The following is a 13,362-nucleotide window of genomic DNA, read 5'->3' as shown; positions in this document are numbered from 1 at the left end:
TCACTATATTAAAATATTTTTATCTTTGTTTTTTCTCCAAGTTTTTTATTTTTCTCAACAATGGTTTTAATTCAGGAGAAATTCCTGGTACAATTGTAACTTCGGCCTGTTCTATTACTATTATCTTTTCTCTTGATTGTTCCTCGAGTATTCGTCTTAATTTCTTGAAATATTCCATTACGTTATTGTGTCGTAATGTATAAACGTCATATCTTACATGTCTATTTACTATTGTTTTCTTCTCTTTATTAATCCATGCTCCTCTTATTGTAGGTGATGCTAGTATATGCGGAATTCCAATAGGTGTTTCTGGCAAGAAAGGTAGGAACGCCTTTGGGATATTCTTTAGTTCATCTTCTGAATATTTTACTTTGTATCTAAAACTTGTATACCCTCCTAAATGTTTTTCAAAATGCATTTCAAGAGTATCAAGATCCGCAGGAGTAAAGATAGACTTTTCTACAGCGAACGGTCTTCTAAGTATTTTCTTCTCTTCGCTTATTGGTAATAACAAAGTAAATTTAAAATGATAACCTTCCAACACAGGTTTAAATGTATTAGTATAGGGTATTTTGAATACTCCTAACCTTTTCTTAAAACTTTTTTCTTTATCTAAGATTTTTGTAGTCATTTTATCTCATTATTATATTCCCGCTGAAATATAATAATGTTTCATAAAAATGGTAAATTTGAGGAAGAGCGATTCCAGGAAAAAGGACATAAACCGAACATCTGACGACAAAATCCAAGTTCTTCGACGACAAGCTTCCCATTTCGCCCGAAGCACAAGATGCGCGTGAGGCACATCTCCGACAAGGAGGATTTTTATACCGTCGATTTTCGCATATTTTGCCCTGTATAAGAACATATACCAGATATACGTTCATTTAAATGAAGTTACAAGAAGGTTTATTGTTTAAATTCATTTATATTATAAATTGTAGGGTGTGGGCATGCATTGGCGTGCGTCTAGATGCATGACGCTTGGCCAGTCGATCTCTAGATGGCCCACAAGCGCAGATTTTACTTTATTACTCAGTTATGATATTACTAATTTAAATATATCTAATGAAGATATATTAGTGTGGGACTATGGCTGAGATACAAATAAAGAGCACGTCAAGACTGTTTGTTCTCCTGTTGCTAAACGAACGAAAAAGACATGGCTACGAGCTGATAAAGCAGCTTGGAGAGAAACTTGGCAGTAAACCGAGCCCTGGACAGATGTATCCGTTCCTGAAGCAGTTGAAGAAAAATCGCTACATTTCGTCTGAAGGAAAGGAAGCAAGAGATAGGCAAATCTATTATCTTACTCCTGAAGGTAAGAGGTTTGTCGGTCAGGTTTTGTATAACTTAGATTACCTTTTCAATATAGCAGTACAGCCGAAGCTGAGGCCTTGCGAACGTTGCAGTAATACAATATTTGATCCAGATAGATCCGCAGCTGTAGGTTTGAAGCGGGTAGGGCTTAAGGAGATTTCTGCTTAATAGGTGAGAATATGGCAAGCATAGATATAAAGGCCGAGAAACATGGGGACCACGCAGACTACCTTTGCGTGCCGTGCGGTAACATGAGGATGCATGGCGAATCCGAATTGAAGGAGCACAACAAGAAATACCATAAGATGTAGGCACCCCCACACGCCCGAGGCGGTGGATTATGCGGCTATCCCCCGCCGCTTTCGGGCCCAGTCGTATTTAATAGGCGGTGATATGGCGAAATATGAAGTAAGATTGCTGGAAAAGGAAGATGTGGCGCGTGATACTATTGGCTTCAAGTTCAGCAGGCCCAAGGAATTTACATTCAGGGCAGGGCAGTTTGTAGACATAACGCTGAATAACCCACCGCACACCGATGACGAAGGCAATAGAAGAACATTCACTATAGGCAGTTCACCAAACGAGAAGGAGTACATATGCGTCACCACCAGGATGAGGAACACAGCTTTCAAGAATAGCCTAAAAGAGATGAGCATGGGAACCATTGTGACTCTGGAGGGCCCCATGGGAGATTTTACGCTTCCCAAAGACGCTTCACGGTTAGCCATCATGATAGCAGGAGGGATAGGCATTACGCCTATGAGAAGTATGATAGCTTATGCCACTGAAAACAAGCTAGACAACAGAATCATACTGTTTTATTCAAATAAAACTGCGAAAGATGCGGCATTCATCGCTGAACTGAAAGAATTTGAGCTGAAGAACAGGAAATTCAAGCTGGTAGCTTCATTGACGCGTGAACAGGTTGAAGGTTACGAGAACGGCCACATAAACATGGACATGATACGTAAATATTCAGATGAGGATGGCAAAGGAGTTGTCTATTATATAGCAGGTCCGCCTGCGATGGTATCCGAAATGAGGGAAATGCTGGCAAAGGCAGGAATCAGCGAAGACGATGTGAGGATAGAGGAATTTGCAGGATATTGATGATTAGGTAGTAGGTTGCATGAGGCATATGCTGAGTCGTATGAGATTGCGTTTGCCGTGGAATAATGGTGTTTGCTGGTGATTTCATTATACGCTATGTCACATCTAAAAATGCGAAGATAATGTTCGTGGGAATAAATCCGCATCATGGATCATACAGGCGTGGCATTCCCTTTTCAAATAACAAGATGTTCTGGTACCTTCTGAATCGTTCTAGGATAATAGATGAGGATATCGAGGATCTGAGAAATGACAAAGACCTAAGGCGGTTATACAGGGAAAAATTCCTGAAGGTGTATAATCTCAATTTTACCAATATAATAACCAGACCTTCACGTGATGTGTCTCAGCTGAAGCGCGGTGAAGAAAATAACGGCAGAAGAAGAATTTTACGGCTGGTTTCCTTGAATAAGCCCAGTGTGGTCTGTTTTATAGGAAAGGTAACCTATTCAAAATTCACAGGAAATGATGATTTCAGATTCGGCTGGCAGGAGGATATTTACAACTCAAAGGCGTATGTTATGCACTTCCCGATAAGAGGAAAAGCGCTTGTCAGGATTAGAGAGTTACGGGAGATAAACAGGGTGGCAACACATGGCTAAAAATAAGCTGCTTGTATTTACCGTAGGGCATTCTATACGCAAACTCGGTGAATTTATGGGACTACTGGATGCGTATAAGATAAAAGAACTGGTAGATATACGCACAATACCAAAGTCCAGGGCCAACCCTCAGTTCAATGAGAAAAGGTTAGCTGCCGGTCTGAAAAGGCATCGCATACGCTACATGCATATGAAAGGACTTGGAGGCCTCAGACATCCGTTGAAGGATTCAGCCAATACGTACTGGTACAATGCGTCGTTCAGAGGCTTCGCAGACTATATGCAGACCAGCGAGTTCAGGGAGAGCCTCATTGAGCTTATAAGCCTGGCAAAGAAAAGACAGACGGCCATAATGTGTGCAGAAGCAGTACCTTGGAGATGCCATAGATCGCTGATAGCAGATGCGCTTCTGGTCAGGGGTGTGGATGTCAGGCACATCTTCAGTCCGACCAATTCAAAACCTCATGAGCTGACAAAAAGCGCAAGGGTGAACAGGCTGAATATAGTGTATAAATAACTGGTCTGCAAGAGATAATCGGTGCGTTTATGGATAATGTTGCTGCAACGAGCAAGATGGTAAGGCTTTACATAGCTACGGGTTTCTTGTATTTCGTAATTGGTACAATACTTCTTGCTTTTAACCTGTCAGGCGCAATTACTGTAAGTAGAGATCCAATATTTATACTGCTATTGTATGGTTTCGTCACGCAGCTGATTTTTGGCGTCTCATACATTTTTGTGCCTGGGGTCTCACGCCATAGCGGAGCAAATTATAAGGTCATAATCGCAGAATACGTCCTCCTAAATGCAGGGATAATTGCATTCGAGGTTGTTGCGCTCACAGGCCAGAAGGAGGCAGTAGTGATTCTGGGAGGGCTGATAGTGATGATAGTGGCTGTTTTGTTGCACGCAGTTAACATATGGCGCACGATAATCGGCAGGAAAAGCGGGAATACGACATAGCGTGAGGATTATACCATCCTTGATAGTGCCTCCTTCTTTGCTTTATCATCGATATAATTATCTATCCACGGATACATGTCTTCTTCCTCTATCTTATCGTGTGCTGCCAGCAACTGCTCCAAGTCGTTCTCAAGGGTTGTATCTCTGGCTTTTAAGCTATCAGCCAATCCCTTTAGATCGGCTTTTATCCTGTTGTGCTGCACTATCAGTTCGTCTATCATCGGCGAGTCGTCTCCCATTTTCTTTTTGGCAAGCGGGAATAGGATATCCTCCTCCCATTTTATATGGCGCTCAATGCCTGCCCTAAATTCCAAAAAGAGTTGCTCTGCTTCTGCCGCTTTTTTCGATTTCCTGAACTCCTGGAAAATGTAGTCAAGTCTTGAATGATCTCTCGACATGAATCCGTATATGTCTTGCTCCCTCTGGGAGATAGCGCTCTTTGCCTGCTTCCATACATCCCATGCGATGGCAAACTTTATTATCTGCGGTTCTGTGCCTTTTGTTGCTTCATCCAACGTAAGTTTGTACTTGGTCTTCATGTATTCCAAGAACTCTTTATCGTACTGTTCCATACGGTATGTGTTGTCTTTTAAGCAATTTAAGCGTTGCGGGATGCGATGTATGCTGCAAATTCCCATTGGACTGTTGAGCACTGTGGTCGTACTTGAAGGGCATCGCCCGAAGCAAAAGATGTGCGTCAGGCACATCTCCTACAAGAAGGATTTTTATATCGTCGGTTTTCGCCCTGTTTTTGCATATAAGTACTTATACCACTTATACATTCATTTAAATGAATTTATAGAGATATAAATTATATAAATTCATTTATATCATTTAAATTGTAAGGGGCGTGGGCGCCTGGGCGTGCGCTGGCGCATAGGCTAGGCCGTAGCTATTCGACCCTGAAGTATCCTACTACGTATCGCTTCCAGTAGCCATTACCAGCGACTACGGTATAGTTGCCTACAGGGAATTTGTTAAAGGCATATTGATCCCCGAAAAGGGTAGAATTGCTCCAGTATCCGCCTACTACGAAAGTGGTCTGTATGGGCAGAGTTGCGTACTTGGATGTGTTCGTTCCGCTTGTGAGTATGTAGACCGTTGCGTTATCGCTGTGAGGCCAGAAGTAGTATGATGTGGCGATCAGTTCTGCAGGACAACCGAAATATACACCAGGCTCTGAAAGCTGCAGCTCACCTGTGCCGATGCTTATTTCGCTCAGATTATAGTGGCCTTTGAACAGGGCTATTCCGAGTGGCATCTCCCAGTCCCCGCATGGAGACGTTGAACCCAGTGTTATCGTGTTAGGTTGCGTATAGTAGCCGTGTATTGATATGTTGTATGCCTGCGAAGCAGTGTTGAAGAGGCTGACTTCTATTGAGACGTTGCTTCCGTATGCCACTGTCTGGTGAGGTATCGTAAGCGAAAGCTTCATGGAATTGGATACGTTGCTTGAATTGAAGCTTGAGGGCTTAATGTAGGGCATACTGTAACTGTCCAGTATGGCAACCGCAGCGATTAGCAGGGCTGCGATAACTATGACCACTAGAATCCACTTGTGTGGTAGTGACTTCCTTCTTTTTGCCATGATACTATTATTCACTGAATGTTTAAATTATATGGGCGTTGTGCTTAAGCGAGCAGGAGCAGAACCTGAAGGCCATCGCCCGAAGCAGGCGCAGTTCACTTCTTCCTCCACTTCGGCCTTGCGCTCGGCTTCCTAGTGTTAAATTCCCTTTTTTGCTTGGTGCTCGGGCCCTTGTTTGGGGTTTCCTTTATTTTCTTTATGGTCTTCTCGAGATCCGACTTAAGCTTCTCTGCTATGAAGTTCTTGGTGTAGAAATCCGCCTTGAGCCCTATGCTTATCTTCGTTGCGTATGCCCTTGCTATCCTTCCGCGCTTGTCCCTCGGACCGTTGCTTATTTCGGCTAGCTTGAAGAGCACTCCGTACTTCGGCGGCTTGCTTCCGAATTTTATGTGCTTGAACAGCGCCTTCTCTGCACCGAGGAGCTGTATGGTGCTCGCGGGCATCGTTGCAAGCCGCTCCATGGAGCCTGCCTTGCTGAGCAGCTCCGCAGCTATCTTTTCATCGGTGAGGTATGTTGTATTGGGCATGATTTTAGTCGATGCGGTTTTTATGTAGGATTCAAGCCGAAGCATGGCATCATACATCTGGTTGCTCATACCGGCAAACCCGAGCAGCGCCGCATGCTCGTCCTCGTTCATGTCCCTGCCTATCGTTGACGAGGCCTTTTTGTATATCGATTCGCTCTTTTGCGGGTCGTTTATCACGGAATTTATCTTCTCCTTGTCTATGCCCTCCTTGCTGTTGAGCACCATTGCAAGATCTGCAAGCGTCTTGGGGTTGGCTATCTTTATCTCGGGAAAGTATATCCCATACCATTCGCTCAGCCTTTCGAATGAGAGGTTGTACGACTTGCTCGTTTCCAGATATGCGTTTATCGCCTGTATGAGTGCATGCTCCTCGTTGGTGTACGAGCTCCTTATGCCCTCCTTTGCCTTCTTTATCATTCGTTCCCGCAGTTCTTCGAATGGAGCCTTTGCCAGAATAACACCTTTAATAATTATATGATAAATAATACTATATAACTGGCTGGTAAATGGAATATTAATTCTTTGTCGGCCAAACCATTAGATTGCATTCTGCGGTTTTATCATGAAAATGGACAACTTGACTGCTTTTGCTAAAAGCAAGGGATTCTTCTGGCCCAGCGCGGAGATATACGGAGGGGCTGCGGGCCTATACGATTATGGCCATCTCGGCACGCTGCTGAAAAGAAGGTTCGAGCAGCAATGGCTGTCATATTTTGTTGAGGGGAACAGGGATTACTACCTGATAGAGGGATCCACGATGCTCCCCGAAAAGCCCTTGATAGCCTCGGGGCACGCGGCAAGGTTCAACGACATACTTGTCGGCTGCTCCAAATGCCACACGTATTACAGGGCCGATGTCATGCTCTCGGATGCAAAGGTAAGCGTATCGGAAGGTGCAGGAACGGATGAGATAGACTCGCTGATAAAAAGCAATGGCGTAAAATGCCCGAAATGCCAGGGCACGTTCCTTCCTGCGAAGGCGTTCAACATGATGATAGACCTGTATTTGGGTCCTGAAAAGGCCGACAAGGGCTACCTTCGCCCAGAGACAGCGCAATCAGCCTACCTGAACTTCTTCAGGGAGTTTAACGTGCTGCGCAAGAGCCTCCCGATGGGGCTTGCTGTAATCGGGAAAGCATACAGGAACGAGATATCGCCGAGGCAGGGCCTGTACAGGATGAGGGAGCTGACCCAGGCAGAGCTGCAGATATTTTTCGACCCGGAGAATTTCCCGGTGGATTTCGGGAAGTTCAAAGACGTAAGGATGTCTGTGGTTCCTTACAAGACCAAAAAGCAGGAGGTCATTTCTGCATCCGAGCTGGTCAAGAATTACGAGGTCCCTGAATTCTACGCATACCACATGGCGCTGATACACACGTTTTACAGGGAAGTTGTAGGAGTCCCAGAGGAGAGGATACGTTTCCTCGAGAAGGGCGGCGACGAGAAGGCGTTCTACAACAAGCTGCATATGGACATAGAGGTGGATGTTGAAAGCTGGGGGGGATTCAAGGAGGTTGGAGGATTGCATTACAGGAGCGATTATGACCTTAGCTCGCATACAAAGGGCTCGAACCAGGACCTGTCTGTTTCGATAGACGGCAAGAGGGTAATGCCGAATGTCCTGGAGCTGAGCTTCGGGGTTGACAGGAACGTGTGGATGCTCATCGATGTATTCTATGATGAGGAAGGTGAGAGGAAGGTCCTGAAATTGAAGCCATGGCTTGCGCCCTTCAGCGCAGCGCTGTTTCCGCTGCAGAAGGATGAAAAGCTGCAGGCCAAGGCAGACGAGGTTTACGGCATGCTCAAGAGCAGGACGAGGGTTTTTGTCGACGATTCCGGCTCGATAGGCAGGAGGTATGCAAGGATGGACGAGATAGGCACGCCGTTCTGCATAACAGTTGATTTCGAGAGCACTGACAAGGATTCCAAGAACTATGATACCGTGACCGTAAGGAGCAGGGACAGCAGAGAGCAGGAGAGGAAAAGCATGAAAGAGCTTGCGGAATTCCTGATTTCAGGGACTAGCTGCGTTTATTCAGATTGATGCGGTGCTTTGATTGGGCATACATGCCACCGGATTGCTAAAAGTAAGGGATCTTGATATAAGGCATACTGTGGAGAGCGCGCAGCCGCTTACTTTCCACGCGGATTATGATTTTGCAAAAGGCACCATGGGCTATGCAAGCGATGGAAAGCTCGTGAGTTTCACCTTCAACGGAAATGGAAGGTCTTGCAATGTTAGGTTTGACAAGCCCAATGCCCCTTTTTCCAGGAAGGATTTCGAGAAGAGGTTCAGGCTGAAGGACGACATAAACGAGATTTACTCGAGGATAGCGACTGACGAGTTCGTATCGCGCTCGGTACACAGGTATCGCGGTATGAGGGTGACGCTGAATGACCCTTGGGAGACTACGTTGTGCTTCATAATGTCACAGTACAACAACGTCAAAAGGATAAGGCTCATAGTAAGGAAGCTCATTGCGGAATTCGGAACGGACATAGTTGAAAACGGAAACGTAGTTGCTAGGGGCTTCCCGAGGAGCGAGGACCTCCTTTCATTCACGGAGAGGGACTTCAGGATGTGCGGAACAGGATTCAGGGCCAAATACCTGAAGGAAGCAGCGGAATACTGCACCAACAACATCGATTTGTACAGTCTAAGTAGCAAGGGCTACGATGAGGTGAAGGAGGAGCTTATGGGGATAAGCGGAGTTGGCGACAAGGTTGCTGACTGCATAGCGCTAATGGGCTACGGGAAAATGGAGGCATTCCCCATAGACGTATGGGTCAAAAGGACCCTGGAAAGGGTTTATTTCAAGGGCAGAAGCAAGAAGATAAAGGATCTGCACAGGTTCGTTGAAAAAAATTGGGACAATAGATATTTAGGATACCTGCAGCAATATATATTCTGGGGAGGGAGAAACCTTCAGGTGATCTGATGTCAAAGCTAGATTCAGATATAAAATCCATAACAAAGCACCTTACGCAAAAGCAGAAGGACTTCGACAGGGTGATGGCGCTCGTGAGGGACATAATAAGGAATTCGGCCCAGGCGATAACGATGCTCCACAACAACGATGCGAAATCAGCCTCAAAGATAGTCAGTACCACTTTAAGCATGGTAAAGGAGCTGAAGAAGTTTGCGCCTGCGTTTGCACACAATGCGAAGCAGGCATACCAGGAGTATGCAGAGGCAAGGATACTTCTTGGGATAAAACTCAACCATGAAATACCAACCTGCGCAGAGACAGGGGTTGATCAGGAGTCGTACCTCATGGGCCTTATGGACGTTATGGGCGAATTGAAGAGAGAGGTGTTCGAATCCCTTGGCGAAGGGAGGGTGGACGAGGCAGACGAATACTTCAGGAGCATGCGCACCATATATGACAGCACGAGAAGCGTAAGGTTTGCAGAGGCCGTTCTGAATGGCTTCAGGAGAAAGCAGGATGTTGCGCGAATACAGCTTGAAAGCGCCGGAAGTGAAATACTTTCCTTCAAGCCGAAGAAAAGATGACGATAGGTTCAGTCTTTCCAATAAACCAATAAACGGAAGATTTTTATATTATGCTAGGATTAGTCATAAATTATAGGTCAGTTTATGAGAAGATTCAGGAATATGAGAACCCGGGAAATGGATCTGATAGGGCACATAGACGGACAGAGGATGCGCGAAAGGCAATCGGCGAAGAATCCTGCGCCAAGCTCCGGAAGCCTAGAAACGAAACTTGACGAGATGCATAGGTTGTACGGAAAGCCCCAAACAAGTAGTTCCGAAGTTGAAAGCAAGGACGCAAAGCAGATTGCATGGGAGAGATTAGGAAAGCTCATACGCCAGATGGAAAGCTCCAACGAGGATCAGACCAACCCAAGAATTTGACTGCGCGTAAATAAGCGCCTAAGAGACATCTTTTATCGATTTTTCCAGTATATCAAGTCCATCCATTAGCGAAGTTTCGCTTATTGTAATCGGAGGGATTATCCTTATCGTTGAATCTCCGCATGTGAGGAGAAGTAAGCCTTTATTGAATGCGGATTTGATTATTTTTTCCCTTTCCCTTATCGCATGCTCCTTCGTTTTCCTGTCCCTGACCAGCTCGATCCCTATCATCAGGCCGAGCCCCCTAACATCGCCTATCATGTCGTACTTTTCCTGCATCTCCCTGAGACGCTTGAATGCAATCCCGCTCTTCCGCCTTACCTCAATCTCAAGCTTCCTCTTGTTCCTAGTTACGTATTTCAGCGAGGCGTATGCTGCAGCTACAGATGCATGGTTTCCGCCAAAGGTGCTTGCATGCGCTCCTTGAGGTATGTCTCCAAGGCTGCCCCTTGTAACTGTGGCGCCAAGGGGAAGACCACCGCCAAGTGCCTTCGCCATTGTGTATATGTCGGCAGTTATTCCGAAATTGTCCAAAGCGAGGAACTTTCCTGTGCGCATGTAACCTGACTGGACCTCGTCGTCTATGAGCAGTATGCCGTTCTCAGTTGAAAGCTCCTTCAGGCCCTTGAAAAATTCCTTTGGGGGCACTATGTAGCCGCCCTCCCCCTGTATGGGCTCGAACACTATCGCAGCGACTTCCTCTGGCTTAACCTCCTTCTTCAATATGTAGTTCCTTATGTATTCTATGCTGTCCTCGCCGCAGCTATACATTCCGTGGTTGAACGGGCACCTGTACGGATACGGGTATGGCGCATGTATTACCCCGTTGAACGGCCCGAAGTGGGCCCTTTGGACAGACTTGGATGCTGTCAGCCCCAGCGATCCGGCAGATCTGCCGTGGAAGCTGTTGTAGAATGAAATGACGTATTGCCTTTTGCTGAAGATCTTCGCGAACTTCACCGCTGCTTCGTTAGCCTCGGTGCCTGAATTTGAAAGGAACATCCTTCCGAATCCTTTGGGGAACATCTTTATCAGGGACTCGCCGAACAGCACAGGGAGCTCGGAATAATAATCGGTAAAGGCTGAGTGCGTCAGCTTGTCAACCTGCATTTTTATGGCACGCCTTATTTCGGCGTTGCCGTTGACCCCGAGGTTGTATGTTGATATGAAGCTGGTGAAATCTATGAACCTCTTCCCCGTTATGTCGTATGCATAGTCGCCGTCCCCGCGATCCGCAACGAAATTGTAAGGGGACCTGGTAGTCGTAAGGAATATTTTCTTGTCCCTTTTTATAATGTCATCTATCCTTTTCTGCGAAGACAATCAAACACCCTTCTTGTATTTCGCGTAGTTTATGAGCGCTGCCAATGACTTCGCTGCGTCTCCGGGAGACCCGTAAACAGGAACCCCGGCGTTTTCCATCATCTCCTTGTGCGCCATGGTGTACTTGCCACCTATGCTCACAACGATCATGGGCTTCTTCATCTTGGAGCCGTAGTTTATCAGGGTTGCGGCAACCCTCGAATCTGCCCCGGGGGTCTGGAAGAGCGCAAGAACCATCACCGCATCCACGTTCCTGTCGCTCCCGACAGCTTCGAGCGCGTCGTTGAATCTCTTGTCATCGGCATCTCCGGCCATGTCCAATGGCAGTCTCACGTTGACTATCGGGGGCATTGATTTTCTCAGGAGTTTCTTGGATTCGCTTGAGAGGCTTGCCGAAACCAGGCCGTTCTGGTAGAGCGCGTCTGTGGCAAGCACGCCTATGCCCCCGCCGTTCGTTATTATCGCCACCCTGTTTCCGGTTACTAGCGGCTGCGTGTCGAATATCTTTGCGAAATTCAACAGGTCCTTTATGTCCGTTGCTATAGTAAATCCGAACTGCCTGAATATCGCCTCGTATGCTTCGTGGCTGCCTGCAAGCGCAGCAGTATGGGAATGCGCGGCCTGCGCGCCTTCATCCGTTACCCCTCCCTTTATGACAACCACTGGCTTTTTCGCGGTTATTTTCTTTGCGGTTTCGACGAATTCCCTGCCTCGCTTTACACCTTCGAGATACAGCACAGCAACCTTTGTTTCCTTGTCGTACATAAGGTAGTTTAGTATGTCAGTCTCATCAACCACCGCAGCATTCCCGTAGGAAAAGAATCTGGCGAGCCCGAACCCCTCGTTGCTTATGAGATCGAGCACCGAGCTCCCTACTGCGCCGCTCTGCGCCGCGAAGCTGACACCGCCTATCTTGGGCCTGTCCAGCTTGAACGTAGGAAGGAATAGGGTATCTATCCTTGACCTAGGATCCATGACACCCAGGCAGTTGGGCCCGATTACAGGCAACGAATATTTGTTGGCTATGCGCACGAGCTCGTCTTGGAGCTTCGTTTCCCCTACTTCCGCGAACCCGCCGCTTACGACAACGGCGCCTTTTACGTGCGCCCTGCCGCATTCCTCCAGTACCTTAGGGACGGCCTGCGCAGGAACTGCTATCACAGCAAGGTCTATCCCAGAACCAACTTCCAACACGCTCTTGTAGGCCTTCATGCCCATTATTTTTCCGGTAGCGTTTATGTTTATCGGGTATATCCTTCCGGAATAGCCTGAATCTATGTAGTTTTGAAGTATTATGTGCCCTACCTTGCTAGGATTCTCGGATGCCCCTATTATTGCGACTGATTTTGGGTGCATTATGCTTTCGAGATTGGCGTATTTTATTTTCCTGTTTCCCTTTTTCATGGCATCAATTTGCATTCATCTGATTATGCGTATGTCTACGACATCATAAGTATCGTCATGCAGTATTATTGGGTTGAGGTCGAGCTCCTTTATTTCGCTGCTTTCGAACATCCTCGACACTTTCATCAGCAGCTCGACAAGCATTCCGGCCTTCTGCGGGTTCGGCGCCAGGACAGGCATGGACTTCAGCTGCTCAAGCATCGATTGCGCGTCCCTCTTTGTTATAGGGCACAGCCTCAATGAGAAATCCTTGAAAACTTCCACGTATATGCCGCCAAGGCCCACAAGCAACATCTTTCCGAACTGCTCGTCCATTTTGCCCCCTATTATCATCTCGATTCCATTGCCCACCATTTTCTGGGCGAGAATCCTGTATGGCTTGAACCCGCTTGCCCTGCCCACCAATACATTGTAGCCATTTGTTATCTCCGCTTTTGAACAGAGGTCCAGGGCCACAAGCTTGTTCTTAGTCTTGTGCAATGCCTTCTGGGATATCGCCTTGAGCACTATCGGCTCCCCGCCTGAAAATGCGATCGCGTCTTCGGCTGAATTCACGTACTTGGCTTGCGCGGATTTTATGCCGTATCTAGAAAGCAAGGCACGAGCTTTCTCGTAATCCATTAGTTCCATCGATTCACTTGCTTGAGC

16 protein-coding genes are annotated in these 13,362 nt (G+C 46.7%); 9 read left to right on the top strand and 7 right to left on the bottom strand.

Going from position 1 to position 13,362, the window contains the following annotated elements:
* Positions 1-19: 19 nt before the first annotated feature.
* Positions 20-631, bottom strand: coding sequence for a hypothetical protein (locus KGI06_00680; protein ID MDE1870739.1), 612 nt, complete (start codon positions 629-631; stop codon positions 20-22).
* Between the two features lie 461 nt (positions 632-1,092).
* On the opposite strand from KGI06_00680, the gene KGI06_00675 reads away from it, so the two are divergent.
* The 5 genes from KGI06_00675 to KGI06_00655 all read left to right on the top strand — a co-directional run bounded on the left by KGI06_00675 (position 1,093) and on the right by KGI06_00655 (position 3,995).
* Positions 1,093-1,488: a PadR family transcriptional regulator gene (locus tag KGI06_00675; protein ID MDE1870738.1), complete on the top strand. Its 396-nt coding sequence runs from the start codon at positions 1,093-1,095 to the stop codon at positions 1,486-1,488.
* 225 nt (positions 1,489-1,713) lie between these two features.
* Positions 1,714-2,430 carry an FAD-dependent oxidoreductase gene (locus tag KGI06_00670; protein MDE1870737.1) on the top strand — a complete coding sequence of 239 codons (717 nt, stop codon included), beginning with the start codon at positions 1,714-1,716 and terminating at the stop codon, positions 2,428-2,430.
* Between the two features lie 65 nt (positions 2,431-2,495).
* Entirely contained in the window at positions 2,496-3,032 is a 537-nt protein-coding gene (locus KGI06_00665) for a hypothetical protein (GenBank protein ID MDE1870736.1), read from the top strand.
* Positions 3,025-3,549 (top strand): DUF488 domain-containing protein, encoded by a 525-nt coding sequence (locus KGI06_00660; GenBank protein ID MDE1870735.1) that lies wholly within the window; start codon positions 3,025-3,027, stop codon positions 3,547-3,549. The genes KGI06_00665 and KGI06_00660 overlap by 8 nt, the downstream gene beginning before the upstream one ends.
* A 29-nt stretch (positions 3,550-3,578) precedes the next feature.
* A complete protein-coding gene (locus KGI06_00655; protein ID MDE1870734.1) occupies positions 3,579-3,995 on the top strand; it encodes a hypothetical protein in 417 nt (138 codons plus the stop codon).
* 8 nt (positions 3,996-4,003) lie between these two features.
* On the opposite strand, the gene KGI06_00650 is transcribed toward KGI06_00655, so the two are convergent.
* From KGI06_00650 to KGI06_00640, 3 genes are all read right to left on the bottom strand, one after another.
* Complete coding sequence (locus KGI06_00650) at positions 4,004-4,534, bottom strand: hemerythrin domain-containing protein (GenBank protein ID MDE1870733.1); 531 nt, start codon at positions 4,532-4,534, stop codon at positions 4,004-4,006.
* 353 nt (positions 4,535-4,887) lie between these two features.
* Positions 4,888-5,583, bottom strand: coding sequence for a hypothetical protein (locus KGI06_00645; GenBank protein ID MDE1870732.1), 696 nt, complete (start codon positions 5,581-5,583; stop codon positions 4,888-4,890).
* 95 nt (positions 5,584-5,678) lie between these two features.
* Complete coding sequence (locus tag KGI06_00640; GenBank protein MDE1870731.1) at positions 5,679-6,527, bottom strand: NOP58 family protein; 849 nt, start codon at positions 6,525-6,527, stop codon at positions 5,679-5,681.
* Between the two features lie 145 nt (positions 6,528-6,672).
* On the opposite strand from KGI06_00640, the gene KGI06_00635 reads away from it, so the two are divergent.
* The 4 genes from KGI06_00635 (at position 6,673) to KGI06_00620 (ending at position 9,987) form a co-directional block, all read left to right on the top strand.
* The gene (locus KGI06_00635) at positions 6,673-8,154 is read left to right on the top strand and encodes a glycine--tRNA ligase (protein ID MDE1870730.1); all 1,482 of its coding nucleotides are present in this window, start codon (positions 6,673-6,675) and stop codon (positions 8,152-8,154) included.
* Positions 8,155-8,167: 13 nt separating this feature from the next.
* Positions 8,168-9,049, top strand: coding sequence for a hypothetical protein (locus tag KGI06_00630; GenBank protein MDE1870729.1), 882 nt, complete (start codon positions 8,168-8,170; stop codon positions 9,047-9,049).
* A complete protein-coding gene (locus KGI06_00625) occupies positions 9,049-9,624 on the top strand; it encodes a hypothetical protein (GenBank protein MDE1870728.1) in 576 nt (191 codons plus the stop codon). Before KGI06_00630 ends, KGI06_00625 begins: the two co-directional genes overlap by 1 nt.
* A 102-nt stretch (positions 9,625-9,726) precedes the next feature.
* Entirely contained in the window at positions 9,727-9,987 is a 261-nt protein-coding gene (locus tag KGI06_00620; protein MDE1870727.1) for a hypothetical protein, read from the top strand.
* Positions 9,988-10,005: 18 nt separating this feature from the next.
* Here KGI06_00620 and KGI06_00615 read toward each other — a convergent pair whose 3' ends face one another.
* Genes KGI06_00615 through KGI06_00605 form a run of 3 tightly spaced genes read right to left on the bottom strand, consistent with a single transcriptional unit; the run spans position 10,006 to position 13,344 of the window.
* Positions 10,006-11,310: an aminotransferase class III-fold pyridoxal phosphate-dependent enzyme gene (locus tag KGI06_00615; protein MDE1870726.1), complete on the bottom strand. Its 1,305-nt coding sequence runs from the start codon at positions 11,308-11,310 to the stop codon at positions 10,006-10,008.
* A complete protein-coding gene (locus tag KGI06_00610; protein ID MDE1870725.1) occupies positions 11,311-12,714 on the bottom strand; it encodes a CoA-binding protein in 1,404 nt (467 codons plus the stop codon).
* Between the two features lie 15 nt (positions 12,715-12,729).
* Positions 12,730-13,344, bottom strand: a complete 615-nt coding sequence (locus KGI06_00605; GenBank protein MDE1870724.1) for an acetate--CoA ligase family protein — start codon at positions 13,342-13,344, stop codon at positions 12,730-12,732.
* Between the last annotated feature and the right edge of the window lie 18 nt (positions 13,345-13,362).

It is taken from the genome of Candidatus Micrarchaeota archaeon (genome assembly GCA_028866575.1).
Classification (GTDB): Archaea; Micrarchaeota; Micrarchaeia; order Micrarchaeales; family Micrarchaeaceae; genus UBA12276.
This window is presented reverse-complemented; position numbering and strand designations above follow the sequence as displayed.

Bases quoted from the DNA above. Each gene is read 5' to 3' on its own strand.
- KGI06_00680 (MDE1870739.1), bottom strand. From the start codon at position 631: ATGACTACAAAAATCTTAGATAAAGAAAAAAGTTTTAAGAAAAGGTTA.
- KGI06_00675 (MDE1870738.1), top strand. From the start codon at position 1,093: ATGGCTGAGATACAAATAAAGAGCACGTCAAGACTGTTTGTTCTCCTG.
- KGI06_00670 (MDE1870737.1), top strand. From the start codon at position 1,714: ATGGCGAAATATGAAGTAAGATTGCTGGAAAAGGAAGATGTGGCGCGT.
- KGI06_00665 (MDE1870736.1), top strand. From the start codon at position 2,496: ATGGTGTTTGCTGGTGATTTCATTATACGCTATGTCACATCTAAAAAT.
- KGI06_00660 (MDE1870735.1), top strand. From the start codon at position 3,025: ATGGCTAAAAATAAGCTGCTTGTATTTACCGTAGGGCATTCTATACGC.
- KGI06_00655 (MDE1870734.1), top strand. From the start codon at position 3,579: ATGGATAATGTTGCTGCAACGAGCAAGATGGTAAGGCTTTACATAGCT.
- KGI06_00650 (MDE1870733.1), bottom strand. From the start codon at position 4,534: ATGAAGACCAAGTACAAACTTACGTTGGATGAAGCAACAAAAGGCACA.
- KGI06_00645 (MDE1870732.1), bottom strand. From the start codon at position 5,583: ATGGCAAAAAGAAGGAAGTCACTACCACACAAGTGGATTCTAGTGGTC.
- KGI06_00640 (MDE1870731.1), bottom strand. From the start codon at position 6,527: ATGATAAAGAAGGCAAAGGAGGGCATAAGGAGCTCGTACACCAACGAG.
- KGI06_00635 (MDE1870730.1), top strand. From the start codon at position 6,673: ATGAAAATGGACAACTTGACTGCTTTTGCTAAAAGCAAGGGATTCTTC.
- KGI06_00625 (MDE1870728.1), top strand. From the start codon at position 9,049: ATGTCAAAGCTAGATTCAGATATAAAATCCATAACAAAGCACCTTACG.
- KGI06_00620 (MDE1870727.1), top strand. From the start codon at position 9,727: ATGAGAACCCGGGAAATGGATCTGATAGGGCACATAGACGGACAGAGG.
- KGI06_00610 (MDE1870725.1), bottom strand. From the start codon at position 12,714: ATGAAAAAGGGAAACAGGAAAATAAAATACGCCAATCTCGAAAGCATA.
- KGI06_00605 (MDE1870724.1), bottom strand. From the start codon at position 13,344: ATGGAACTAATGGATTACGAGAAAGCTCGTGCCTTGCTTTCTAGATAC.